At 46.6% G+C, this 24,371-nt stretch carries 21 protein-coding genes; 11 read left to right on the top strand and 10 right to left on the bottom strand.

The window, feature by feature from the left end:
* Positions 1 to 221: 221 nt before the first annotated feature.
* From AR543_RS00445 to AR543_RS00455, 3 genes are all read left to right on the top strand, one after another.
* Positions 222 to 1,520, top strand: a complete 1,299-nt coding sequence (locus AR543_RS00445; protein ID WP_060530829.1) for a homocysteine synthase — start codon at positions 222 to 224, stop codon at positions 1,518 to 1,520.
* 283 nt (positions 1,521 to 1,803) lie between these two features.
* On the top strand, positions 1,804 to 2,760 hold the full coding sequence (locus AR543_RS00450; RefSeq protein ID WP_060530831.1) for a HamA C-terminal domain-containing protein: 957 nt from the start codon (positions 1,804 to 1,806) through the stop codon (positions 2,758 to 2,760).
* The gene (locus AR543_RS00455) at positions 2,747 to 4,969 is read left to right on the top strand and encodes a DEAD/DEAH box helicase (RefSeq protein ID WP_227871802.1); all 2,223 of its coding nucleotides are present in this window, start codon (positions 2,747 to 2,749) and stop codon (positions 4,967 to 4,969) included. Before AR543_RS00450 ends, AR543_RS00455 begins: the two co-directional genes overlap by 14 nt.
* A gap of 89 nt (positions 4,970 to 5,058) precedes the next feature.
* Here the strand turns inward: AR543_RS00455 and AR543_RS00460 are convergent, their stop codons facing one another.
* Together AR543_RS00460 and AR543_RS00465 are read right to left on the bottom strand one after the other, a co-directional pair.
* Entirely contained in the window at positions 5,059 to 5,520 is a 462-nt protein-coding gene (locus AR543_RS00460) for an NUDIX hydrolase (protein WP_060530832.1), read from the bottom strand.
* Between the two features lie 271 nt (positions 5,521 to 5,791).
* Positions 5,792 to 6,277, bottom strand: coding sequence for a hypothetical protein (locus tag AR543_RS00465; RefSeq protein ID WP_060530835.1), 486 nt, complete (start codon positions 6,275 to 6,277; stop codon positions 5,792 to 5,794).
* A gap of 191 nt (positions 6,278 to 6,468) precedes the next feature.
* Here AR543_RS00465 and AR543_RS00470 point away from each other — a divergent pair, with 191 nt between their 5' ends.
* Positions 6,469 to 7,188 carry a 3-ketoacyl-ACP reductase gene (locus AR543_RS00470; protein ID WP_060530837.1) on the top strand — a complete coding sequence of 240 codons (720 nt, stop codon included), beginning with the start codon at positions 6,469 to 6,471 and terminating at the stop codon, positions 7,186 to 7,188.
* A gap of 290 nt (positions 7,189 to 7,478) precedes the next feature.
* Entirely contained in the window at positions 7,479 to 8,063 is a 585-nt protein-coding gene (locus AR543_RS00475) for an LOG family protein (protein ID WP_060530839.1), read from the top strand.
* A gap of 260 nt (positions 8,064 to 8,323) precedes the next feature.
* Here AR543_RS00475 and AR543_RS00480 read toward each other — a convergent pair whose 3' ends face one another.
* The 4 genes from AR543_RS00480 to AR543_RS00495 form a co-directional block, all read right to left on the bottom strand.
* A complete protein-coding gene (locus AR543_RS00480; RefSeq protein WP_060530841.1) occupies positions 8,324 to 10,030 on the bottom strand; it encodes a methyl-accepting chemotaxis protein in 1,707 nt (568 codons plus the stop codon).
* A 425-nt stretch (positions 10,031 to 10,455) separates the two neighbouring features.
* Entirely contained in the window at positions 10,456 to 11,355 is a 900-nt protein-coding gene (locus AR543_RS00485; protein WP_060530843.1) for a hypothetical protein, read from the bottom strand.
* A gap of 18 nt (positions 11,356 to 11,373) precedes the next feature.
* Positions 11,374 to 12,918: a PucR family transcriptional regulator gene (locus AR543_RS00490; protein ID WP_060530845.1), complete on the bottom strand. Its 1,545-nt coding sequence runs from the start codon at positions 12,916 to 12,918 to the stop codon at positions 11,374 to 11,376.
* A gap of 46 nt (positions 12,919 to 12,964) precedes the next feature.
* Positions 12,965 to 13,912 (bottom strand): aminopeptidase, encoded by a 948-nt coding sequence (locus tag AR543_RS00495; protein ID WP_060530848.1) that lies wholly within the window; start codon positions 13,910 to 13,912, stop codon positions 12,965 to 12,967.
* 175 nt (positions 13,913 to 14,087) lie between these two features.
* Between AR543_RS00495 and AR543_RS00500 the strand changes: the two genes are divergently transcribed.
* The 3 genes from AR543_RS00500 to AR543_RS00510 all read left to right on the top strand — a co-directional run bounded on the left by AR543_RS00500 (position 14,088) and on the right by AR543_RS00510 (position 16,292).
* Positions 14,088 to 14,669 carry an isochorismatase family protein gene (locus AR543_RS00500; protein WP_335582703.1) on the top strand — a complete coding sequence of 194 codons (582 nt, stop codon included), beginning with the start codon at positions 14,088 to 14,090 and terminating at the stop codon, positions 14,667 to 14,669.
* Positions 14,670 to 14,846: 177 nt separating this feature from the next.
* Positions 14,847 to 15,635, top strand: coding sequence for a basic amino acid ABC transporter substrate-binding protein (locus AR543_RS00505; RefSeq protein ID WP_060530852.1), 789 nt, complete (start codon positions 14,847 to 14,849; stop codon positions 15,633 to 15,635).
* Positions 15,636 to 15,638: 3 nt separating this feature from the next.
* Positions 15,639 to 16,292 carry an amino acid ABC transporter permease gene (locus AR543_RS00510; RefSeq protein ID WP_060530854.1) on the top strand — a complete coding sequence of 218 codons (654 nt, stop codon included), beginning with the start codon at positions 15,639 to 15,641 and terminating at the stop codon, positions 16,290 to 16,292.
* A gap of 304 nt (positions 16,293 to 16,596) precedes the next feature.
* Here the strand turns inward: AR543_RS00510 and AR543_RS00515 are convergent, their stop codons facing one another.
* From AR543_RS00515 to AR543_RS00530, 4 genes are all read right to left on the bottom strand, one after another.
* Positions 16,597 to 17,937, bottom strand: a complete 1,341-nt coding sequence (locus tag AR543_RS00515) for a TrkH family potassium uptake protein (RefSeq protein ID WP_227871803.1) — start codon at positions 17,935 to 17,937, stop codon at positions 16,597 to 16,599.
* A 55-nt stretch (positions 17,938 to 17,992) separates the two neighbouring features.
* The gene (locus AR543_RS00520) at positions 17,993 to 19,129 is read right to left on the bottom strand and encodes a nitric oxide synthase oxygenase (RefSeq protein ID WP_060530858.1); all 1,137 of its coding nucleotides are present in this window, start codon (positions 19,127 to 19,129) and stop codon (positions 17,993 to 17,995) included.
* A gap of 379 nt (positions 19,130 to 19,508) precedes the next feature.
* Positions 19,509 to 19,991: a Dps family protein gene (locus tag AR543_RS00525; protein ID WP_060530860.1), complete on the bottom strand. Its 483-nt coding sequence runs from the start codon at positions 19,989 to 19,991 to the stop codon at positions 19,509 to 19,511.
* A gap of 140 nt (positions 19,992 to 20,131) precedes the next feature.
* The gene (locus AR543_RS00530; RefSeq protein WP_060530862.1) at positions 20,132 to 20,899 is read right to left on the bottom strand and encodes an AIM24 family protein; all 768 of its coding nucleotides are present in this window, start codon (positions 20,897 to 20,899) and stop codon (positions 20,132 to 20,134) included.
* A 467-nt stretch (positions 20,900 to 21,366) separates the two neighbouring features.
* Here AR543_RS00530 and bacA point away from each other — a divergent pair, with 467 nt between their 5' ends.
* The 3 genes from bacA (at position 21,367) to AR543_RS00545 (ending at position 24,238) form a co-directional block, all read left to right on the top strand.
* Positions 21,367 to 22,203, top strand: coding sequence for an undecaprenyl-diphosphate phosphatase (gene bacA, locus AR543_RS00535; protein WP_060530865.1), 837 nt, complete (start codon positions 21,367 to 21,369; stop codon positions 22,201 to 22,203).
* A gap of 256 nt (positions 22,204 to 22,459) precedes the next feature.
* On the top strand, positions 22,460 to 22,801 hold the full coding sequence (locus AR543_RS00540) for a hypothetical protein (protein ID WP_060530867.1): 342 nt from the start codon (positions 22,460 to 22,462) through the stop codon (positions 22,799 to 22,801).
* 96 nt (positions 22,802 to 22,897) lie between these two features.
* Positions 22,898 to 24,238 (top strand): hemolysin family protein, encoded by a 1,341-nt coding sequence (locus AR543_RS00545; protein WP_060530869.1) that lies wholly within the window; start codon positions 22,898 to 22,900, stop codon positions 24,236 to 24,238.
* Positions 24,239 to 24,371 lie beyond the last annotated feature (133 nt).

The following is a 24,371-nucleotide window of genomic DNA, read 5'->3' on the forward strand; positions in this document are numbered from 1 at the left end:
TGCTTGACAGCCGCAGTATTTAACCGCTGCGGCTGTTTGGTGTATTCAATTTTTCTATACGGCATAGAATATTGCCGAAATGTAATTTGCTGCTTGAATATTGAACAGCCCCATGCGAGAATAATACAAATCAATTTCTCACACACCATGGTATTACTTGTCTAACAATGGATAGAACGAATGCTGTACTGCAATCTCATCTTGTTCAAAGGAGACTGACCATGACTGAACCCAACCCTTATTTATTGGAAACGCTTGCGATTCATGCCGGACAGGAGATTGATCCGACCACCTTCTCTCGTGCGGTACCGCTGTACCAGACTTCCTCGTACGGATTCCGCGATAGCGAGCATGCTGCCAATCTGTTTGCGCTCAAGGAATTCGGTAATATCTACACTCGCCTCATGAACCCGACGACCGATGTATTCGAAAAGCGCATTGCTGCGCTGGAAGGTGGAGTCGGCGCACTGGCGACAGCATCGGGACAGGCAGCGATTACCTTTTCCATTCTGAATATCGCCGGAGCGGGTGACCATATCGTCTCGGCAGCCAGTCTGTATGGCGGTACATATAATCTGTTTGCCAATACGCTGCCCAAGCTGGGCATTGAAGTACAATTCGTTAATTCGGATGATCCAGAGAACTTCCGCGCTGCGATCAACGAGCGTACCAAAGCACTCTATGCCGAGACGGTCGGCAATCCGCTCGGCAATGTGCTGGATATCGAAGCGGTCGCTGCGATTGCGCATGAGCACGGGATTCCGCTGATCGTGGATAACACATTCCCGAGTCCTTACCTGCTGCGTCCGATTGAGCATGGGGCAGATGTAGTCGTACACTCCGCCACCAAATTTATCGGTGGTCATGGTACATCGATCGGTGGTGTAATCGTCGACGGCGGCAAGTTCGACTGGACAACGAATGACAAGTTCCCTGGCCTGACCCAGCCGGACCCGAGCTATCATGGACTGGTATACAGCGATGCACTCGGTCCGCTTGCCTATATTACCAAAGCCCGTGTGCAGCTGATGCGCGATCTGGGCGCACCAATCTCCCCATTTAATGCGTGGCTGCTGCTGCAGGGGCTGGAGACGCTGCATCTGCGGATGGAACGTCACAGCGAGAATGCCCAGCAGGTCGCCGAATACCTGGAACAGCATCCTGATGTGGAATGGGTCAGTTATCCCGGTCTGAGCAGTCATGCGTCTTATAAGCTGGCAGAAAAGTATCTCACCCGCGGCAAGGGCGCGATTCTGACCTTCGGTATCCGCGGTGGTGCAGCAGCCGGACAGAAGCTGATCGGTAATGTAAAGCTGTTCTCCCATCTGGCGAATGTGGGCGATTCCAAGTCACTCATTATCCACCCTGCGAGTACAACGCATCAGCAGCTGAATGAAGAACAGCAGCTCGCAGCAGGCGTAAATCCCGAGCTGATCCGTCTCTCGGTCGGTACAGAGAACATTCGCGATCTAATCCAGGATCTGGAGCAGGCGATTACAGCGAGTCAAATTAAACTATAAAAGTCTTTTTAAAATAAATCTAATATCTAGCTGCGTTATTAAAACATTATATTTTTGAATCCACTAGTTTAATTGCAAAAAAACCGTAATAGATCATTATAGTTTAATAATGATCTATTACGGTTTTTTATGTCTAAATATCTATTATTTATTAAGTACTTATAGTAATAACAAGCTTATAAATATTATGAACTGGTGCAAAAGTCCTTGTTTTCCATCTAAAAAAGAGTTTATAATTCATAAAGTACTATTTTATGAAAATTAAGCCAAAAGAGGTCTTTAAATGCCAACTATATTTGGTTCTGAAAAAGTAATTATACAACAGATATCAGAAGTTAAATTAAGAAGCTACTTAGTAGGATTTGATATACAAGATGATAATACTTATAAATACCGATTTAGTCACCTCATCAATTTACTTCAATCTGCATTACCTGAATTTGCTTTTGGTTTTCACGAAGGCGAAGTAATTCCTATTTCTCAGTCAATAAATTTAATATGTGAAGCTGCTAATGCTATTTATAAAATAGATGAATTCAAAGAAGCTAAAAAGATTTATATTGATGGTAACAGTAACATTGGAGACGACGATATCGATAAAAAATATCTTAAACGAGGTGAATTTGGAGAGCTGATTCTTCATCTTTTACTAAGAGATTATTATGAAACTATTCCTTTGCTCTCAAAAATTTATTTTAAAGACTCGCTAGGAGTGCCAGTACATGGATTTGATGCTGTCCATATTCATCCCGCTACTAGAACTTTATGGCTTGGCGAATCAAAACTTTATACAAATGGCCAAAAGGGAGTTGAAGCATTAATTGAAGATATAGAATCTCATTTTAAACATGACTATTTAAATCAAGAATTCACTTTAATATCTAAAAAAATAAAACATCTTCCCGCTGACAATATTCCTGAAAAAGAATATTGGCTTGATTTAATGGATCGTAATCAAACTCTTAAAAATGTAATTAGTTCTATAAATATACCTTTAATTTGTACTTACTCTAGTGAACTATTCACTAAATATAATAATGAAGAAGATTTAGATTTTTTAAAAGAATATGAGCAAGAAGTTCGCTCGCTATTACAACATTTTGATACTAAAAATCTTCACCCATTAAAAACACAATTAAATTTTATTCTTTTACTCTTTCCAGTCCAGTCAAAAAATGAATTGGTAAAGAGAATGCATAAAAAACTTTATACTTTACAGGGGATTTATGATGATGAATAACCATGAACATGTTGATTTCATAGTTAAAAACTTACGCACAAAAGATTCATATGAATTAAATGAGCTTTTTTCTTATGCTCAATTATGTTCAAAATTGCTTAGAAGAAAAGAAACTGAAGATTTGGGAAGAAGAATATTAATAAATGTTTTAGATAATTGGAATAAAATCGAAGAATCATATTATGAGATTTGGAGTGATCTAGTAGAAAGCGCCGGCTTTTATCCATATCTAGATAAAGATAGAATTTCATCCAACTTAAAATCCACTTCTTCTAATATAAGAAAAAATTATCATTCTTCTAAATTTTTAGAAAAAAAACTTCTTCATGAAGAACAATTTCTTTTAAAAAATTATATAAATCAAGGTGGAAATTTAATAGTAAGTGCTCCAACGAGCTTTGGAAAGAGTCTTCTTATAGAAGAAGTAGTAGCAAGTCTTAAATATAAAAATATAGTTATAATTCAACCTACTCTAGCTCTATTAGATGAAACAAGAAAAAAGCTTAACAAATATAAAAATGATTATAAAATTATTGTGAGAACTTCTCAAGAAGCATCTTTTGATAAAGGCAATCTCTTTTTATTAACAGCCGAAAGAGTAATGGAATATAAATCACTTCCTAAAATTGACTTTTTTGTAATAGATGAATTTTATAAGCTTAGTTCTAGACGTGGCGATGAAAGATCAGATGTACTTAATAATGCAATGAATTTACTGTTAAATAAACATCAAGCAAATTTTTATTTATTAGGTCCTAATATAAGCGGTATATCAGAAGGGTTCGCCCAGCAATATAATGCTAAATTTTATCGAACAAATTATTCATTGGTAGATAATATCTCTATAGATATTTTCCAAGCTCATGAAGGAAAATTTGGTCAAAGTGGAAACAAAAAAATATATAAAGAATCTGTACTTTTTAACCTTTTAGATAGCTTGAAATCAGAGCAGTCATTAATATACTGCTCATCACCTGCTAGAGCTAGAAAACTAGCAGCAGCTTATCAAATTCATTTATCACAAAAAAATACCATTCAGTTAAGCTCAAATAATTTAAGTTTAATTGAATGGATTGAAATGAACATTAGTAAAGAATGGTGTTTAAGTAATTGTTTGAAATATGGTATTGGATTTCATGATGGTGCTCTTCAAAAACATATTTCTTCCTCTATAATTGATTACTTTAATAGCAATAAGATTAATTTCTTGTTTTGCACTTCAACTATTATTGAAGGGGTCAATACTAGTGCAAAAAATGTGATTTATTTTGATGAGAAAATTGGAAAGAAACATGCGATAGATTTCTTCGACTACAATAATATTAAAGGACGTTCCGGAAGAATGATGGTTCATTATATTGGTAAAATTTACAATTTTAACAAACCTCCTAAAATGCAAGAAGTTATCATTGATATTCCATTTTTTGAACAAAGCCCTATATCCGATGAAATATTGATTCATTTAGACGAAAAACAAATACGAGATAAAAATAGTGATCAGTATGAAAAAATGATGAAAATTCCACTTAGAGAACGAGAATTATTTAAAAAAAATGGTGATTTAGTTCAAGGACAAAAAAATATCTTAAATACTTTAAGAAGTGAAATTGAAGTACAGTACTATAATTTAAATTGGACTACTTATCCTAACTATCAACAATTATCCTACGTTCTTAATTTGGCATGGAATAATCTAATACGTGAAAATGAAAACGTAGCACCAATGACTATAAAAAAACTAGTAAAAGTTACTATGGATTATAGTCATTCTCAGAGCATTATGAAATTAGTAGAGAATAATGTGAATTATTATAAAACCTTACCTTCATACAAATTAAAAAATGATAATGAGATCCTTGACTTAGCAATACAAGAAGCTTTTCAAACATTAAGGCATTGGTTTCAATACAAAGTTCCTAAATGGTTAAATGTCATTAATGAAATTCAAAAATTTGTTTGTAAAGAAAAAAATCTAGTGGCTGGAGACTTTTCTTTTTTTGCTAGTCAAATAGAAAATGATTTTATAAGAGAGAATTTATCTATCCTTATTGAATACGGAATACCTAATTCTGCTATTAGAAAACTCGAAAAGATCCTTCCTTCTCAGATATCAGAAGAAAATATTATAAAAATGATACAGCAAAATGAATATCATAGCATTCAAACTTTAATTAAATATGAAAGAGATAAACTAAAAGAACTTTTTTAGCTGTTTAGAAGCCAGAAAATTTTCTGGCTTCTATATGGTGATTTGTCTAAAGTGTTTTTTTTCTATACCATCCTAATTAAGGTTGTTCTCTACCTATAGACCCCTTTGCGTCCTTCACGGAAATCCGCCAGCATATCCACATTCTGCCGGTTAAACAGCGGCGGTGCCGATTCCGGTGCAAAAAAGCGCAGCTCACGAGTCTCTTCATTCTCCTGCAGCCGCTCTCCGCCGGTAATCCGGCATACAAAAGCAACCAGCATCGTCTGCGACCGGTCTCCATTCAGATACGTATAATCGTACTTGGTGTATACTCCCTGAAGATAATGGATCTCGATCGTATGTCCGGTCTCCTCCATAACTTCGCGTTTTACCGTATCCTCTGCCGATTCGCCCAGCTCCATCGCTCCGCCAGGAAATCCCCATTGTCCGTTATCCCGGCGCTTTTGCAGCAGAATCTCGCCTTTGTCATTGGTAATAATCGCTCCGGCAAAATTAGTAATGATATGCTCCGGCCCTACTTTTGAACGTATCCAGCCGATATAGTCTGCCATAAATATATCGCTCCTCTCGTCTGCTTTTTTTGATAAAGCTATCTGTATAATTTTTACATAATCATCTTTACCTTTACCATACCTTATTCCTGACGGTTCACCAAGTCCGAATAGGCTAGCGTCCCTTTTCACCCGAACAAAACAAAAAAACAGACCGCCTTATCGTCTCCGAGGCAATCTGTTTTCTAATGGATCATCTTCATGATGATATGCTCCATATAGGGCTTGGTCGTCCTATCCGCTTTTGCAAAGCAATATACTAATCCAGTCATCAGGCAATCACTTCAAGCCCCGTACTCTGAGCGGTAGCACGCCGAATCGCTGCATGATAGCCTTCCAGCGAACGTTCTACAATCTGTTCGAATACATAGCTGCTCACTTCCGGAACAAGCTCACGGGCGAATTCCCATGCGTTTTCCTCGATCCGCAGCGCGATCCGTGCACGCAGCAGCGAGTCGTTACACTCGTCGAGATCGTCTGCCAGCTGTTCCAGCATCGGATCATGGGCATGGCCGAGTTCATGAGCCATAATAATCGTAAAATAATCATTTACATGACTGAGGGAACCGAACATATTAAAGCACTGCTCCTCAATCTCATGGATATACAATGTGATCATGCGGCTGTTCATTCCGAACTTGCCACCAACGGAACGGGGACCCGGAAATTTTTTTCTGGTGCGAACCCGTACATCACTGTTAGCGCGATGAAGAAGAGTCTGAATGGTTGTTTTGATGTAACGCTGGTCCACAGGCATCCCTACACTTTCCTGAAATTTAGCTCCTATTTCAAACGATGAAATTATTGAACTATTATACAAGAATATGTCGGAATATGTAACCAATTTGATTACCCTTTTGTAAATATAACGAAACATTTTTTTCGCGGGAATATTAGTAGTATACTATTCCAGTAGGATATTAACGTGAAAATGGAGGTTGAATCATCATGGAATTACGTAACAAAACAGCCATTATTACTGGTGCCGGTAAAGGTATCGGCAAAGCCATCGCCGAATCCCTGGCACGCGAAGGTGTGAATCTGGGTCTCCTGGCGCGTACGGCTGCCGATCTGGACGAACTGAAAAACACTTTGTCCGAGCAGCACGGTGTGCAGGTATTTACTGCTGCCGCTGACGTATCGAACTCCCAGGAAGCCCGCGCAGCCGTATCCGAGCTGGCAGCTTCACTCGGTCATGTGGATATTCTGATCAACAATGCAGGGACAGCTTCCTTTGGCAAACTGGCAGAAATGGACCCGGAACAGTGGGAACAGATTATCCGTGTCAACCTGATGGGCGCTTATTATGTGACTCATGAACTGCTGCCTGCCATGATTGAGCAGGGAAGCGGAGACATTATCAATATTGCTTCGACAGCCGGTGAACGCGGCTTTGCGACAGGTTCGGCGTACTGCGCTTCCAAGTTCGCTCTGCTGGGCATGACCGAAGCGCTGATGCAGGAAGTACGCAAGTCCAATATCCGCGTAACTGCCCTGAATCCGAGTACGGTCAATACACCGCTGGCTGTAAATGCCGGTCTGCCGATCGGCGATGAAGACCGCATGCTGCAGCCGGAAGATGTAGCCGAGCTGGTACTGGCCGGTCTCAAGTTGCCATCCCGTGTGGTACTGAAAACAGCCGGTATCTGGACGAACAATCCTCAATAACATCATTCCCTGCTGTCTGCTTTGCAGAAGAATATATTTGTACCCTGGTTTAGGGGTACAGATGACTTTGCAAATACAGGAAACAGGCTATCCCCTGCCCGGCGCTAATGCTGGCAGGGGATTTTTGCGATTGTCGTCTTCCTTTTCACAGCAGGCGTATCTATCCGATATATACGCAGATAACCGTTATTATTTTTTGCACAAAGCTGTATTTCCTTATGAATAGCGTAAATAAAGGTTATATATACTATGGTATACTGTAAATTATTCCCTTGTGAGGAGTGAACAGCATGAAGTCGATCTGTGTATTTGCAGGATCAGCAACAGGACATCATCCCGAGTATCTTCAGTCTGCTACACAGCTGGGCACCCATATAGCCGGACTCGGATACCGTCTGATCTATGGCGGTTCGCGTCTGGGATTAATGGGGGCAGTTGCCGACGCAGCGCTGGCTTCCGGCGGAGAAGTAACCGGTATTATGCCGGGCGGACTGCTCCACGGTGAACGGGTACATCAGGGATTAACAGAAATGATACAGGTAGGCAGCATGCATGAACGCAAAGCCATGATGCAGGAGCAGGCCGATGCTTTTATCGCACTGCCCGGCGGACTGGGTACACTCGAAGAATTATTCGAAGTATTATGCTGGTCGCAGATCGGCATTCACAATAAACCGCTGGGTCTGTACAATATTCGCGGCTATTATGATCCGCTGCTGGGCATGATCCGGCACAGTATGAACGAAGGCTTTACCGGAGAATCCTGCCTGAGCCGATTGTTCGTCTCGGCTGATCCCGAAGAGATTATTCAGGCGGTTAGCCATGAACTTCCACTTACTTCGGACGTGCGCTGGAATCCGACCGGCTGTCAGTGAAGATCATCTCTGGACGGCTGTTCAGTAGATCGCAGATCTCCGGAATGTCCGGAATACCGGCTTAGAAATAGCGGCTATGGCAACAATCCGTACTTCTCACCTTCCCTTTACGCACCATCCAAAATGAGTGTTGGATGCGTCGATACCTGTATCGATACAGCAGCCCGGTTCGTATCATAATTCATACTCATAGTTCGTACCAAAATGCCCGCTGACACGGTGAGAAGATCACCGGTTCAGCGGGCATTGTCATGTCATGCTCAGGATAATACTTTGGATACGGCAGACTGCAGCTGGGTAGACATGGCATCCAGCTCCTCCGAGCCGGCTGCCAGTGTCTCCAGTTCATGGGCTACCGTCTCGGAAATAGTCAGTACCTGGCTGGAAGCAGACAGTGTATGTTCCACTGTATTTTCCAGCTTACTCATCATACCACTTACCTGCTGGGCATATTCGACTTTCTGACGGGCAATAACAGATACTTCCTGTATACTGGCAGCTGTTGTACCGACAGCCTGCCAGATCGCTTCCAGAGCCTCTTCAGAAGAATGGGCTGCTTCGCGCCCGGTATCCAGATGCGTTTTGCCCTGCTGAAGCATATCGACCGCCTGTTGCAGCGATTCACCCATTTTGGCGGTAAATTCTTCTACCGAGCTAGCTCCTTCGCTGGCTTGTTCAGCCAGCTTGCGTACTTCAGAAGCGACCACTGCAAATCCGCGACCTGCTTCTCCCGCACGTGCCGCTTCTATTGAGGCGTTCAGTGCCAGCAGATTGGTAGAACCGGCGATACCGGAAATGGTATGGGCAATCGACTTGATTTCTTTGGAGTACTTTTCCAGTTGACCAACGATACGGGCATTTTCCAAAGAAGATTCAGCAAAGCTGTCCAGTGCACGAATCGTCTGCGCCATCGTCTCCTTGCCCAGCTGCGCAGTTTCACGGGTGTACTGTGAATCCTGTACTGCACCATCTACACGTACAGCCGCCCGATCGATCAGCTGGGTCAGTGTATTCATCGTTTCCATCGAATCATGCAGCATACGGTTGCCGGCTTCGGCATTTGTGTTCATCTCTTTGTTGCTGGCTACAACCTGGCTGTAGGAACTGCTCATCTCCTCCAGCGAACGGGAAAATTGCTCGGACGAAGAGCTGATCTGACTGGCGGACGAATACATATTCTGACGGATATCCTGCATCAGATGGGACAGATTATCCATCATTGTGCGAATAGAGACCGATAGTCTGCCGATCTCGTCTCTGCTGTGTACATCCGGCAGCTTCACCTGCAGACTGCCACCGGCAACCTGCTCGGCTGCGCGTGTAATCATAACGAGCGGACGCAGCAGCCGCTTGGTCAGCAACCAGATCATAATAATGGCAGCAATCACTTCAAAGACGATAAACAGGATGATTCCCCGCTCAAATTCATTACTCGCCTGCTCATACGGAGCGTTCGGTACACCTACATACCAGATGCCGATAATATCACCGACTGCATTATGCAGCGGTATATAGGCAGCCTGATTGACCTGACCGACAACCTCGGCTTCACCGGTATAGGACTGTCCCTGCTTGAGTACAATATTGCCTACCTTGTCGGAAATCTTCGTACCGACTGCCCGGCTGCCATCCGGCTTGATCACGTTGGTCGCTACACGCGTATCCTGCAAAAACAGGGTCGCCGTATCACCGGTTTTCTTGCCGAAGTTATCCAGCCAATCAAAATTATCGTTCATTACCGTTGTGCCTTTGTACAGCTTGCCATCACGTTCGGACCACTCGCCCGGATACATGGCATCAATCAACAGCATTCCGGTATCCAGATCACTGAGTAGTTTTTTCTGCGCAGCCCCCACGATCTGACTATCTGCTTTTTTGACGGCATAATAGCCGAGCAATCCGCTGCCGATAATAATGACCAGACTGATAAAGATCACCATTTTCTCCCTGAATCCCAATCTTTTCATAAATCTCTTTTTCCCCCTTGGACATGACCCTGTCCTTTTATCAAAACGATTGCTGGCTTTTCATAAATTAAGAATGTTCCTGCTGCTAGAAGATGAGTGAATGAATAAGCCTTGAAGTTACTGGTAAATAACCAGCTTACCCCTAACTTATCGGAGAGAAAGGTAAATTAGTTAATGTCTTTTTGCTTAAAATTTGAAATTCAGCAAGCATTTCAGCAGTTTTCAGCATACTTACAGCAGTAGTTGTACTTGATCGCAACGGAAGTTATATGTGGTTTGGAGTGCAATATCTTTTGTTTGTTGAACGATTTATACTCTCTTGTGTACCATGTCATGCCAAAAAGCAATGCCGCGGCTTGAGAGCTGCGGCATTGCTTTTTGGTATAGCTATTTAGGAAAGGACAGCGCGAGATGAGAAGCTTCGATCAAGAAAACTGGATATCAAGCGTCTCATAACGAGCAGCGTCAAACAGATGCTGTATGCCTTTTAGCGGCTTGCCGCAGTCTATAATGGTCAGTCTGCTCAAAGACAGCTCGGCCAGCCGCTCTGTATGGGTCCAGGATCTTGAATTTAGGATTTCCAGCTCGCGAAGCGAGGTTAGATCGGCGAGTGCGGCGACGTCCAGGCTTTTTATACTGTTTAGCAGCAGCGTCTCCAGTGCATGAAGATGAGACAAACGCCCAAGATTACAACCGCGGTCTGCTCCGATCAATCCCAGAGCTTTGAGCCCGGCAGGAATATCCGGCAGCCAATCGCCATTACCGGCACTGGACACGACCAGTACTTCCAGATTCAAAGCGCCGAATACCAAATTACCATTTTGGCGTCGATCATAGCTAAGATAGCGAAGACGCGGCAGCAGATCTTCGATGCCCTGCAGCACATGGGAGCAGTCTGCTGAGCCTCCATCATTCAGGATGGTCAGGCTATCGATCGACGTCTCGCCAAGCACCTCCCAATTCACTTTCCCATCCGGCAGTGGATCTTCGGTGTTAATAATCTGCAGCTTGCGCAGGCTCTGCGGCAGCTCGCCGGGTTGAAAATGGGTCAGCATGGCCAGCGGCAGCTGCAGGAAATCAAGATCGCTGCATGCTGCGAGTGATACAGGCAGGCGAAATTTCGCTTTCTGCATTTGCCTGTATGTCGGCATCAACCGAAGAGCAATGGTCTGGGGATCGATGGACAAATCCTGTGTCCACCGGGCTCCTGCCGCACCATCCTGGACAAACATATGGCAGTCGTTCGCACTGCCGATACATCTATATCCTGTACGCTGTATATGAGTATAGGGAGCTGCCAAGCGATTGAACAAGCTGTCCAACATAAGAAAGCCTCCTTGGGTCTATTCATCTTCAGGATGCTCCATCAGATAATAATAAATCAGGCACATATGCATAATGAACTGCTCGTGTGGATCATTCAGGTCTATACCGGTCATTTCGCGTATCCGATCCAGCCGGTATTTGACCGAGTTACGGTGAATAAACAGCTGGCTTGCTGTATCCATCAAGCTGCCGCGACTGTCCAGATAAAAGAACAGCGTGCGCAGCAACTCACTATGATGCTCTTCATCGTACTGCTTGAGCCGCCCCAGCTTGCGATCGAACAGTTCACCAAATCCACGTTCATCGACCGAACCGCGCAGCAGATGATAAATCTCCACATCCTGATAGGCCGTGAGCGAACCACCGCCGCTCAGACGGCGCGAGATCGTAAGCGCACTGCGCGCCTCACTGTATCCATGATGAATATCCCACAGCCATTTCGGCCGCCCGATACCAGCCCGATAGCCATGCAGACGTCCTTCACGATCATTCAGCCAGCCCGCGACAATCGTATCCCAAGGAATCTCCTGCTCCCCGTCAACGTTAGCCTGTTCCTGCTCGGCAGGCGGGGTAGGCAGGAACAAAATCGCACGGTTGCTGCGGAATTCGATATGAGGACGAACTCCGTATTTCTCCGCCTCGATCGCCAGCAGATGGTTCATCCATTCTTCTTCGGGAGCAGTCTGGCCCTCGATCACGACAATCTCCCACTGCTGCGCCGGATTCATACCTAGCTGACGGCCGCGCTGCTCTACTTCTGACCGCGGTGGAACAGGCGGCGTCATCAGTTCATCGATAAAGTTGCCGCGCAAACGACTCTCGGTATCCTCGATAATCCGGTTGCGCATCAGCTCCAGTGCCAGCACAAGCCGTGCCTGCTCGACACCAACCTCTTCCATCGTGTCCAGCTTTTCTTTATCTACGATCAGACGGGCGACACTGCGCCGATCCACATTGATATTCCAGCTAAGTGGATCGGATGCCTGTCTATAATCCCAGCCTGCCGGAGAGGAGACAATAGTTACCCCGGTATTGTCAATGACTGCGACCGGTGCCTTGAGCAGCTCGGATACATGATCATTGACTGCCTGAATACCGATATTCTCCAGCACCATCATCGTCAGCTTGCGGTACACCTCGTCCGAACGCCGCAGGATAGAGGCCTGACGGTCCAATACCTGCTCCATGACGGCCTGTGTAATCTCGGTATACGGGATATCCGGTGGCAGCTCAATAAGCGGCAGGCCGTATTGTTCGCTTACCTGGATCGCTGCCTCCGGTATTCCCTGGAGAAAGTGCGCAGGCTTGATCGCAAGCGCTGCTGCCTTGCCTTTTGACAGAGCTATAATCATATCCACCAGTCGTTCCGGCTCATGGCGGATCGGATAGGCTGTTGTCATCAGCAGCACACCTTCCCGTATCCCGCCTTCCAGATCAGGCGTCTCCATAATATCAATACATTGCACCGCTCGCTCCAGTCCACGCTCTCCACTAATAACACGGGCGCTTTGCAGCAGCGGAATCTGCAGCAGCTCGCGCAGCATAATTCCTGTTGTCTTCATTTTCTTTCACCGCCGTTATCGCAAATTAATACCTTGCAGCTGCTGTTTAACCCAGCAGCTCGCCGGCACGCATAATCAGCTGGTCATCCAGATACACATCAGGCTGTTTCACCACGATATCGATATGTACGCCAGCCGCGACAGTACCGCCAAACGTATTGTTGCTGCCAAAAGCAACATGAATCGTTCCGTATACTTTCTCATCTTCCAGTACGATGCCGGTGATACGGGCTTTGTCATTGGTACCAATACCGAATTCTCCCAGCATCCGCCCCTGATCATCGCCAAGCATACGCAGCAGTTCGTCGCCTTTGTCTCCTTCGGCAGCGATCAGTCTTCCATCCGCTACGGTCAACAGCAGCGGACTGTCCAGTGCACCCAGACCGGCTACCGAGCCATCTGCCAGAATTTTCCCTTCGGCTGTTCCTTCCAGCGGTGCAATATAGGCTTCACCCGAGGGCAGATTACCGGATTCACCGGGGTTCAGGTACAGGCCGGTGCTCGGTACTCCCTCTCTGCTGTCGATAGAGAAGTTCAGGCTGTAGCCGTCCTTTTCGATGCGTACGCTGGAAGCGCGAGTCAGCAGCTGTGTTACTTTTTCCGTCAATTCCTTGACCTTGGAATATTCGGCGGTGATCGCTCCATGAGTGAACATATCCTCGGTAATGCCCGGCATTGTCGCTACGCGCGCACCGGCAGCTGCGGCCTGCTTGCGCGCTGATGTATGGGTCAGGGAGTAGCGTGTCACACAGACAGCTACCGAAGCATTCATCATTGCCATCGCGATAGAAGCCGGTGGTTCCTCGCCCGACTTGCTGCGCTCCTGCATCACCATCAGCATCGATTCGGCACCAAGACGCTTGCCCGCTTCATAGAGGGATTCCGCCAGTTCCTTGCGGCTGTCATCGGTTACGACGACCAGCGTTTCGCCGGGCTGAAGACCCAGGCAGTCGATCAGTACATTTTTGCTAATTTCTATTCGTTGTTCGTTCATTGGTCTCCATCCTTTACGTTCTTGTTCTCTGCTCTTGCAGGCAGGTTCTACCTATATTGTTCCATAACTACGCCCAAAACGCTAATCATTCGGCAGACAGGCGGTGATATGGATCAGCCATAACGCTGCGCAGAAATGATCGGCAGTGACAGCTGTCTATTTTCAGGTATAATAAATGCTTATTACATACTTTATCGTACTAAAGGAAGGATGGATGGGAATGAAGCAGGCACTGATCATCATCGATATGCAGGAGATTTTTTTCATGGGGGAAGAAAATGCATTATACCGCCGCGATGCGCTCATTACCCATGTCGAGCAGTGGATTGAAAAAGCGCGTCAAAAACAGGTTCCAATTGTATTTATTCAGCATACCAGCTATACCGCGGGAGAAGAGCTCTACGTAGATACACCGGAATGGCAGATTTGCAGTCGCCTGTCCCGTACAGCAGACGATACAGTAATCCGCAAAACCCGTTGGGATGCCTTTTATAATACCGAATTGCTGGAATGGCTGGATCAGCATAGGATCGAGCAGCTCATTTTCGCTGGTGCGCAAACGGAATTTTGCATGGATACCACGATTCGCGCGGCATACAGTCTCGGCTATCAGGCTAATATTGTCGCTGCCGACAGCCATAGTACACTGGATAGCAATGAATTGACTGCCCAACAGATTATTCAGCATCATGAACATATATGGAATGGCAGATTTGCTAACCTGCAATCTATAGATACTGCCTTTCCATCTGCATAACACGTTCTTAAAATTAAATATATGTAAAATAAACTAACATTTATCTTATAATTATATTGTTATCCCTACTATTTCTTGTTAGAATCTCTCCTATACATCCAAAATATTAGGGGGTTACATAATGAACAAGGGGTATCTGTTAGCTTTATTTACATTACTTATTGGTGTATTAACTGCATGTGGGCAGCCACCTGCTCAGGACCCTGCTCCTCTGCCAGCAGCGAGTCCAGTACGCCTGCAGCAGCCAGTGGACCTGTCAGATTTGCTACCGATGCTTCCTATGCACCGATGGAATTTATGGATCTGGATCAGGTCAAAGGTTTTGATATCGACTTTATTGCAGCCGTCGCCAAGGAAGCCGGGCTTGAACATGAAATAACCAATGTAGGCTGGGATACCATGCTGGAGAGTGTGCGTCAGGGAACAGAATATCAGGCGGGCATCTCATCGGTGTCTATTACCGACGAGCGCAAGGACAGTTATGACTTTTCCCTGCCTTATTTTGAATCGACCAATATTATTATGGTCAAACAGGGTAGTCCGGTAAAATCGGCACTGGATCTCAAAGATAAAAAAGTCGCTGTCCAGAATGGTACCACCGCCGATATCCTGATGTCCGGCATTATGGGCGCGAACAATCCGGGGCTCAGCAAATTCGAGAGCAATGCACTGGCACTGATGGAACTGGACAGCGGCGGTGCGGATGCGGTTGTCGCGGATATCGCTGTTGTCCGTGAATATATCAAAAATAACCCGGACAAAAACCTGGTGAGTATCGCAGACTCCCAGAATTTCGATTCCGAGTATTACGGTATTATTTATCCCAAAGGTAGCGAACTAAAAGCCAAGCTGGACCCTGCGATACAGAAAATCATCGACAACGGAACTTACGCAAAAATCTACAAAACATGGTTTGGTGAAGAGCCGGATCTTACCCATCTCAAAGCAGCCATGGCCAAAGGTTAAGCTATGCAGGAATTCCGCTTTGATATCATTCTGTATTATCTGCCCATGCTGCTGCAGGGAACCCTACTGACGATCGGAATCTCCATTCTTTCTATTATACTGGGCTCTGTTCTGGGATTGATTGTTGGCTTTGGCCGGATGTCCGCTCATGCCTATTTCCGTCTGCCGGCAGCCTGTTACATCAACTTTTTCCGTGGGACACCGCTGCTGGTGCAGATTCTGATTGTGCATTTTGGCGTGGTGCCCGCGCTGGTCGGTCATACCGATGTGATGATTGCCGCTGTGTTGTCGATGACGCTCAATTCCGCTGCGTATACGGCGGAGATTTTCCGGGCCGGTATCCAGTCCGTCGAGAAAGGCCAGACCGAGGCTTCGCTGTCGCTGGGCATGACGCACCGTCAGACGATGAGATATATTATCCTACCCCAGGCGATCAAGCGAATGGTGCCGGCTTTTGGTAATGAATTTATTGTGTTGATCAAGGATTCGTCCCTGCTCACCGTGATCGCAGCCAAGGAACTGATGTACTACGCCAATGTGATGCGCGGACAGTATATGCGCATCTGGGAACCGTATCTGACCGCAGCGATTATTTACCTGATCCTCACCTATTCCCTGAGCAAGCTGCTGAACTGGTGGGAACGACGGATGAACTGAAGCCAGCTCACTTTAGCTCGTGTAGACGATAGAGTATGCTGCCTAGGCACTTATGATCTAGCAGAGCAGATTATCCTTCTATAAAGTATTACCTCTACGCAATCGGCAATTTATCACCGGTTACGCAGTTCGTAAACCATACCATGCTGCAGATGAACAAGTGGATTTATCATTCTTCTGCCCGCACATTTATTCACCAGCTCTATACCTTATTTCGTAGCAAAAAAGCCTGTTTTCCTGCCAGGGTCGCAGCCCTCAAGCAGGAAAACAGGCTTTTTTATGTGATGCGCTCTCACTGCGCAGGCTAACCGATCAGTACTTTTTCCTCCGGGTAGCTGTATTTCGGCGGTCGTCTCGTCTGTGCCAGTGCAAATGCCAGTGCCAGCGGACCGAGACGTCCGATAAACATCGTGATGATGATGATCAGTTTACCCGCAGGAGACAGATTCGGCGTGAGTCCCATCGAAGAACCTACCGTACCGAATGCAGATACCGATTCATAAAAAATCGCCAGAAAAGTAGCACTGGAACCATGCTCGGTAATCGTCAGCAGGATCGTCAGCATGCAAACAATACCAAACGAGATCATGATCACCGCCAGCGCCCGAAAAGCCATTTCAAAGCTAATCTTCCGCTGAAACGCATGAATCTCTGTCCGTCCGCGTACTACACTGTACAGACACAGAATCAGGATCGCAAATGTATTGATCTTGATCCCGCCACCTGTCGATCCACTCGCTGCCCCGATAAACATCAGGATAATAAATACAAACTGGGTCGCTGCCATCAGTCCGGCGATATTGACCGTATTATAGCCCGAGGACCTTGGCATAACGCCCTGGAACAAAGCTGCCCAGATCTTGTCTCCCAGACTGAGCGGTCCGAGGGTAGCCGGGTTACTCCACTCTGCCACCAGTACGAATACTACACCGAATACGGTAGCAATCAACGAAGCGGTCAGCACCAGCTTGGTATTGAGCGAGAATCGGCGCCAGCGGCGCTTCTGGATAATATCGGTCAAAACGATAAAGCCCAGTCCACCTATCACAAATAGCGTAATGACAACCGTATTCACCACCGGATCCCCCACATGGGCAGACAGACTATCCGGACGCAGCGCGAAGCCTGCATTGTTAAATGAAGAAATCGCATAAAAAGCGCCATAATACCAGGCGCGCTTCCATCCCAGCTCCGGCGTCCAGTGCAGCGCCAGCGTAATCATCGCCACCGATTCCAATACAAACGCAATCAGGAAAATGTTCAGCGACAGCTTGACCAGTCCCTGTGTAGAAAAGGCATTGGTCGCCTGCTGAATCATCAGCCGCTGCTTGAGCCCGATCTGCTTGCCCAGTAGAACAGCAAACAGCACCCCGAATGTCATAAAGCCCAATCCACCTATCTGGATCAGCACCATGATCACGACCTGTCCAAATAAGGAAAAGGCGGTACCCGTATCAAGCACCGCAAGCCCGGTCACACAGACTGCCGAAGTGGCGGTAAAAAGGGCATTCAACCAGCCTACGGAATGTCCGTGTGCACCCGATACCGGCAGACGAAGCAGCAGCGTCCCGATCAGGATCAGCACTGCAAAGCCCAGTGGAATCAGCCGTGCCGGATTAACAAAGCTGTGCATCTGCTGGTTCATCCGATAAGGGCCCTTGTTCCTTCCGAATCCTAGCATGTTCTAGTTATTCATCCTCTCAATGAAACGGGCAGCCGCCTCCATCCTGCGATCCGGTCTCGCTCCGCTCATATTTTTTATCCTGATAAAAGAAGTTCGGCGTCACTGTCCGATTGGGATACGGACGATGGAAAATATGCGTAGTCGCCGGAGACATGGGCGGAATCAGCCATACCCAGTTCCCGGTCACTTCACGTCCGGCTGCCGCTTCGCGTTCTTCGAATTTCTGAAATTGGGAAGCTGCCGTGTGATGATCGACGATACTCACGCCTGTCTGCTTGTAGGAATGCAGAACAGCCGCATTCAATTCCACAAGTGCACGATCCTGCCACAGCGTCGACTTGCTGACCGTGCTCAGCCCCATGATCCGGGCCATCACCGGCAGCAGATTATACCGGTGCTCATCGGCAAAGTTACGGGCACCAATTTCCGTACCCATATACCATCCGTTAAACGGAGCAGCCGTATATTGAATCCCGCCAATATTCAGCCGCATCTCGGACACAATGGGAACAGCATACCATTTCAGCCCAAGCTCTGTAAATTCCGGATAATCCGGATGAATCATCGGCACTTCCAGTACATCCTGCGGCGGAATCTCGTACCACCGGGGCGCACCGTTATTCTCACTTATAACCAGCGGCAGCACATCAAAATCAGTCCCTGCCCCCTGCCAGCCCAGATGCTGACAGAACCGGGTGAACGACAGGGACGATGAATCTCCGCGAATCCCCTGATCGGTCTCGTAACCGGCATACCGGATCAGCTGATGATTCCAGATACGTGTCTCCCGTCCATCCACATCACGCGGACGGAAAATGGTGATCGTCGGACGGATTTTGCCACCATTGGTCGCATACCGGATATGCTCCAGCAGCTCGGCAGCAATCTGGTCGGTACCTTCCGCTTGCCGGGCATCGCGCACATCCAGATGATCCCAGAACAGCCTGCCAATACAGCGATTACTGTTGCGCCATGCCATTTTGGCACCATGACTGAGTTCTTCCAGCGTATGGGTATAGATGCCGCTACGCTCAATTTCTTCATATATTTCCTCCAGCCGTGCGGCTGTCTGTTCTTCACTGTGACCCAGCTCCTGATAACATACACGGATAAAGGATTCTGCTTCCTGAACAAGCGGATAAGTTACCGCCATAGTGTCCACCTCATTATTTGATGAATTTCGCTTATCGGGCAGCTTCGCCCTGTTTATACTTTTTACATACGGATGAACGGCTCTTCTGGATGAAAGCCGCTGTTATTCTATATTTGGGGATCAAACGAACTTACTTAATATAAGTGTCTATCCATTATACGTGAACGCAAGGTGATCTGGCAGTAACCAGCGCAAACTGTCACAAAATCAGCACATAAAACAATAGCAAAAAGCCTGCCATGTAGCATCAATCTACACGGCAGGCTGGTATGGGGTAATCTATATGCGCAGCATTGATCATCATGGGGTATGAACCGGGCTGCTTTAGTTATTTGCTGTATAACAAGGGGGCTTGGTACAGACAGTGGACACTACGGGATTAACGGCCCAGGTAAGCGTTCAGCATCCATGCAGCTTTTTCCACTTCACCACGGATACCGGTCAACAGGTCAGCTGTAGGTTGATCAGCAAGCTCTTCAGCCAGTGTGATCGCTTCGCTCATCTCGCCAGCCAGTGTAGCAAAGTCTTCTACGACCGAAGTTACCATCTGGTTAGCAGATTCGCTGCCTGTTGCTTCCAACAGTGTGGACAGCTCCAGCTGTTCTTTGATTGTAGCGACCGGACGGCCACCGATAGCCAGCAGGCGCTCTGCCACATCATCCATATACACAGTTACCTGAGTGTACAGTTCTTCGAATTTGGCATGCAGGGTGTAGAAATTCTCGCCTTTTACATACCAGTGGAAGTTATGCAGCTTGGTGTACAACACAGACCAGTTGGCGATTTGGATATTCAGTGCATTATAGAGGGAATCGATCTGTGTTGTCTCGGATGTATGGGTTTGGTTATTTACAGTTGTCATGGTTAATTCCTCTTTTCTTTATTTTAAATTTAGACTTATTCTAATTCCTGATATAATCATAACAGATCATTTGATATTTGGCTAGTGCTTTTTTATATTTTCATAGCAGTTTCTGAAAAGGTTGTCTGGCCGCCTCCAAATCAGCTGTAGGCAGCCAGCGGTGCGAGCCACACCATACCGGTACCACGGTATACGTTGACCAGTCCTTCACCGGAAGCTGCCGATCCCAGACGCGTTTTACCGGAGCGCTCTACCGTAAAGTTCAGCGAATTCGACCACATCATCGCAAAGTTGCCGTCTACTTTGAGTTCATCATTTTGCAGCTCGACAACAACAGCCTCTTCGGATGGAATCGGCGCTTCCAGAGCGATCACCCCTTTGCCGCTGGCGCTCATATTGAACAATCCTTCTCCGCCAAGTACAGCCGAGGACAGATTGCTGCGCGCTGTCACGCCGATCCGCAGTGATGTCTCGCAGGCCAGGAACAGTCCGTCTTCGATCACGACCTCATCATTATCCACATCAATCAGCCAAATATACTTGTACGTAGGCTCTAGCAGAATCGTACCTGTTCCTTTATAAAGAGGCTTAATCGCTCCCGTGCCACTTGCCGCTCCGCCAAAAAAGCTGCGTACAGCTCCACCAGCGTCCTTGATCCCTGTCGTCATCTCCATGCGGCCGACCGTATACTGCATAGCGCCTGCTTTCATCATAATCTCGCTGTTGTTCAGTTCGATCATAAGCTGCTTGCGATGCATATTGCTGTGGGACATATAATACTGCGCCGTAGCGTCCGTTACCGAGGTGGTACTCAGATCCTTTATGTATTCCAGTACTGTGAAGCTGCCCAGTTTTTCCTTGATCACCGTATTGCTGTTATCCAGCAGATTATTAATAACAAACGTCATGTTAAATCACTCCTTCGGGATAATGGGATATACAGACATTGTATCGGGCTGAAGAGACAATAGCGAAGTATTCAGAGAACTTATTTCTATATTACCGGAAGTATATTCAGAAGTAATGTTGCGGATTTTAAAATTTCTTTCTTTTTGTCACAAATGAATGAATCGACAGCTTTCGACTGTATTCCTATTGAAAAGTAACCTTCAATTCAAATGTAAGCGATTCCTTTTGCTGAATAACTAATCTGTCCTAGTGCTTTCAGTTCACCCCCTGGTCCAGCAGACCAAAAGCCCTGTCTGTCAACCGACAGATGGCAAATTGACTGCCGCCTACTTTTTCTCATACTATGGTAGAAGCGTAGTTTGCTTTGTGCAAACCAAACATCATGTTGGCCATGGAATTGAAGCTGTTGCAAACCAAGCCAGGTATTTGCCTTCTGTGCAAATACACATTTAAAGGAGGTCCATTCGTGGATATTATTTCAGCCATTATTATGGGTATTATCGAAGGGCTCACCGAGTTCCTTCCCGTGTCCAGTACAGGTCATATGATCCTGACCGCTTTTTTGCTGGGACTGGACGAGAATTCCGAGCAGGTCAAATCATTTGAAATCGTTGTACAGCTCGGTGCCGTACTCGCCGTTGTAGTGCTGTACTGGCGTAAATTTATCGACATCTTGATGACCATTCCCGATCTGTTCCGTGGACGTCTCAAGCAGGACAATCGTCCGGGTGCTCCTCATCGTCTTAACATCTTACATATCGCACTGGCCATGCTGCCGGCTGTTGTAGTGGGACTGCTGCTGCATGATGTAATCAAAAAGTATCTGTTCGGCCCTCAGACGGTTGTCTACAGCCTCGTGGTCGGTGGTCTGCTGATGATCTATGCCGAGTGGCGCAAAGGCCGCAGTGCCGGCAATATGACCGTCGATGATATTACGTACAAGCAGGCTTTTGGTATCGGTCTGTTCCAGTGTCTGGCGCTGTGGCCGGGCTTCTCCCGTTCGGGATCGACGATTTCGGGTGGTATCCTGCTCGGCGTATCTCACGTCGCTGCAGCTGAATTTACCTTCCTGGTCTCTGTACCGGTTATGTTCGGTGCTACCGGCTATGATCTGTACAAGAGTGCCGAGTTCCTGAGCATGGATGACTTTGGATTCTTTGCTGCCGGATTTATCACGTCCTTTATCGTGGCGATGATCGCGATCAAGACATTCCTGAATCTGCTCAAGCGTCTGTCCCTGACTGTATTCGCCATCTACCGTTTTGTACTGGCGATTGTATTCTTTATCCTGCTGGCAATGTAAAATGCAGCACGCTGGTCATGTCAATGGCCGGTGTGCTGTATTTTTTTTTACCTTTAGGGGATGTAAATTGCCTGTCTGCCGAAAAACGAAACAAAAAGAACATTGGTTTTTGAAACGATATCCTGTAGAATACGTATAACTTTAATTAATGTCATTTTTGTGCCTGAGCGGCACTTGAATTACGATAACGGACGGTCTAACCGTCCCGACAAATGGGAGATGCTACTTGGATAATTTACCTTCACGAAGGCGGCAGATGAGTGCACTGCTCTTTAGCCTGATCATGCTGCTGTTTTGTCTGCCGTTTCAATCGACAGACGAGACAGATTATGATTTTGCCGTAACCAACGGTATCAATCCGTGCAATATGTCATTCGGAACGGCACGTTACGCCTGCAATACAGATGACGGCAATCCTTTGCCCAATCTGCCGGCGCTCATGTCGTTGACTGCCCTTTTTGCGGGCATGACACGGATTGTAGCGATAGACCGCACTCATCTGCTTTCCTCTATACCCCTTCTGCTTAAGCGTCTGCTTCTGGCTGCGCTCAAGTACCGGTCCAATTACATGGATGATTTGCCCGTGCGTTATTCATAGCGAAACGTATGGTCGTAACGAAGCCGTCCAATGACGGCAGCTTATCCTAACTCAAATTGTATCGGTGCGCACAGCGCACGAAGGGAGAGAATTTTTTTGTCAGACGGTGGTATAAATATAGGTCTTAATCTGACCTTGTTCGTTATTTTGATTATTTTCACGGCGTTTTTCGTTGTAGTGGAATTTGCTATTGTAAAGGTACGTCCGAGCCGGATCGATCAGCTCATTGCCGAGGGTAACAAAAAAGCCCGCTCAGCCAAGGAAGTAATATCCAATCTGGATGCTTACCTGTCTACGTGTCAGCTGGGGATTACCATCACGGCGCTCGGTCTTGGTATGCTCGGGGAGCCGACTGTTGAAGCGGTACTGGAACCGGTATTCCACGATCTGAACGTGCCTGCGGCATTATCACATATTCTGTCGTACGCGATTGCTCTTATTCTGGTTACCTATTTCCACGTTGTTGTTGGTGAATTGACACCGAAAACCGTCGCTTTGCGCAAAGCCGAGCTGGTTACACTGTATACAGCACGCCCGATCATTATTTTCAACCGCATCATGTACCCGTTCATCTGGTTGCTCAATGGATCGGCGAACGCACTCTGTCGCATGATCGGTCTGAAGCCTGCCAGCGAGAATGAAGAAGCCCACTCCGAAGAAGAACTTCAGATCATTCTGAACGAGAGCTACGAGAGCGGCAAGATTAACCAGAGCGAATTTGGCTATGTTAGCCGTATCTTTGCTTTTGATGAGATGATCGCCAAGGAACTGATGGTACCGCGTACCGATATGGTCTGTCTGTTTACCGATAAATCCCCTGCAGAGAATCGCGAGATTATCCGCAGAGAACAGTACACCCGTTTCCCGGTTGCCGAAGGCAGCAAGGATAATATCGTCGGTATGATCAACACCAAGCAGTTCTTCCTCGCTGCCGAAGAGCAGGCGAATCTGCATGTGGCTTCCTTGATTCATCCGGTCATGTCGGTATCCGAGACGATTCCGGTCAAAGACCTGCTGAAACGGATGCAGCTGGAAGGCACGCATATTGCGATTCTGGTCGACGAGTACGGTGGTACATCCGGTATGATTACGATCGAGGATATTCTGGAAGAGATCGTCGGCGAGATCCGCGACGAGTTCGATGCGGACGAAGAAGATGAGATTCAGCGTATTGACGAGAACCATCTGATTGTGGACGGTAAAGTATTTATCAACCGGGTCAACGATATTCTCAATATTGAACTGGACGATGAAGAACTTGATACAATCGGTGGCTGGTTATATGGACAGCGTCCCGACCTTCCGGCAGGTGCCGTGTACGAATTCGAGAATCTGAGTATTCGCGTTCTGCGCCGCGGTGTACGTCGTTACCGCAAGCTGGAAATCACCCGTAATCCGGTCGCTTCCAAAGAAGAGACCCATGAAGAAAATGAATAACAGTCATCATATCGACGGGGTTACTGCTTGCAGGATCTGAATCCTTTCGGTACCGATGATATTGAATACAACGCACCATCCAAAAAGGCGCTTCCCGATTTTCGGTGAAGCGCCTTTTGGCGTGATATGGAGC

Origin of the sequence: Paenibacillus bovis (assembly GCF_001421015.2) — a bacterium.
GTDB lineage: Bacteria > Bacillota > Bacilli > Paenibacillales > Paenibacillaceae > Saccharibacillus > Saccharibacillus bovis.

Excerpts from the sequence above, each read along its gene's own strand:
- AR543_RS00445 (WP_060530829.1), top strand. The coding sequence starts at position 222 with ATGACTGAACCCAACCCTTATTTATTGGAAACGCTTGCGATTCATGCC.
- AR543_RS00450 (WP_060530831.1), top strand. The coding sequence starts at position 1,804 with ATGCCAACTATATTTGGTTCTGAAAAAGTAATTATACAACAGATATCA.
- AR543_RS00455 (WP_227871802.1), top strand. The coding sequence starts at position 2,747 with ATGATGATGAATAACCATGAACATGTTGATTTCATAGTTAAAAACTTA.
- AR543_RS00460 (WP_060530832.1), bottom strand. The coding sequence starts at position 5,520 with ATGGCAGACTATATCGGCTGGATACGTTCAAAAGTAGGGCCGGAGCAT.
- AR543_RS00465 (WP_060530835.1), bottom strand. The coding sequence starts at position 6,277 with ATGCCTGTGGACCAGCGTTACATCAAAACAACCATTCAGACTCTTCTT.
- AR543_RS00470 (WP_060530837.1), top strand. The coding sequence starts at position 6,469 with ATGGAATTACGTAACAAAACAGCCATTATTACTGGTGCCGGTAAAGGT.
- AR543_RS00475 (WP_060530839.1), top strand. The coding sequence starts at position 7,479 with ATGAAGTCGATCTGTGTATTTGCAGGATCAGCAACAGGACATCATCCC.
- AR543_RS00480 (WP_060530841.1), bottom strand. The coding sequence starts at position 10,030 with ATGAAAAGATTGGGATTCAGGGAGAAAATGGTGATCTTTATCAGTCTG.
- AR543_RS00485 (WP_060530843.1), bottom strand. The coding sequence starts at position 11,355 with ATGTTGGACAGCTTGTTCAATCGCTTGGCAGCTCCCTATACTCATATA.
- AR543_RS00490 (WP_060530845.1), bottom strand. The coding sequence starts at position 12,918 with ATGAAGACAACAGGAATTATGCTGCGCGAGCTGCTGCAGATTCCGCTG.
- AR543_RS00495 (WP_060530848.1), bottom strand. The coding sequence starts at position 13,912 with ATGAACGAACAACGAATAGAAATTAGCAAAAATGTACTGATCGACTGC.
- AR543_RS00500 (WP_335582703.1), top strand. The coding sequence starts at position 14,088 with ATGCTTATTACATACTTTATCGTACTAAAGGAAGGATGGATGGGAATG.
- AR543_RS00505 (WP_060530852.1), top strand. The coding sequence starts at position 14,847 with ATGTGGGCAGCCACCTGCTCAGGACCCTGCTCCTCTGCCAGCAGCGAG.
- AR543_RS00510 (WP_060530854.1), top strand. The coding sequence starts at position 15,639 with ATGCAGGAATTCCGCTTTGATATCATTCTGTATTATCTGCCCATGCTG.
- AR543_RS00515 (WP_227871803.1), bottom strand. The coding sequence starts at position 17,937 with ATGAACCAGCAGATGCACAGCTTTGTTAATCCGGCACGGCTGATTCCA.
- AR543_RS00520 (WP_060530858.1), bottom strand. The coding sequence starts at position 19,129 with ATGGCGGTAACTTATCCGCTTGTTCAGGAAGCAGAATCCTTTATCCGT.
- AR543_RS00525 (WP_060530860.1), bottom strand. The coding sequence starts at position 19,991 with ATGACAACTGTAAATAACCAAACCCATACATCCGAGACAACACAGATC.
- AR543_RS00530 (WP_060530862.1), bottom strand. The coding sequence starts at position 20,899 with ATGACGTTTGTTATTAATAATCTGCTGGATAACAGCAATACGGTGATC.
- AR543_RS00540 (WP_060530867.1), top strand. The coding sequence starts at position 22,460 with ATGAGTGCACTGCTCTTTAGCCTGATCATGCTGCTGTTTTGTCTGCCG.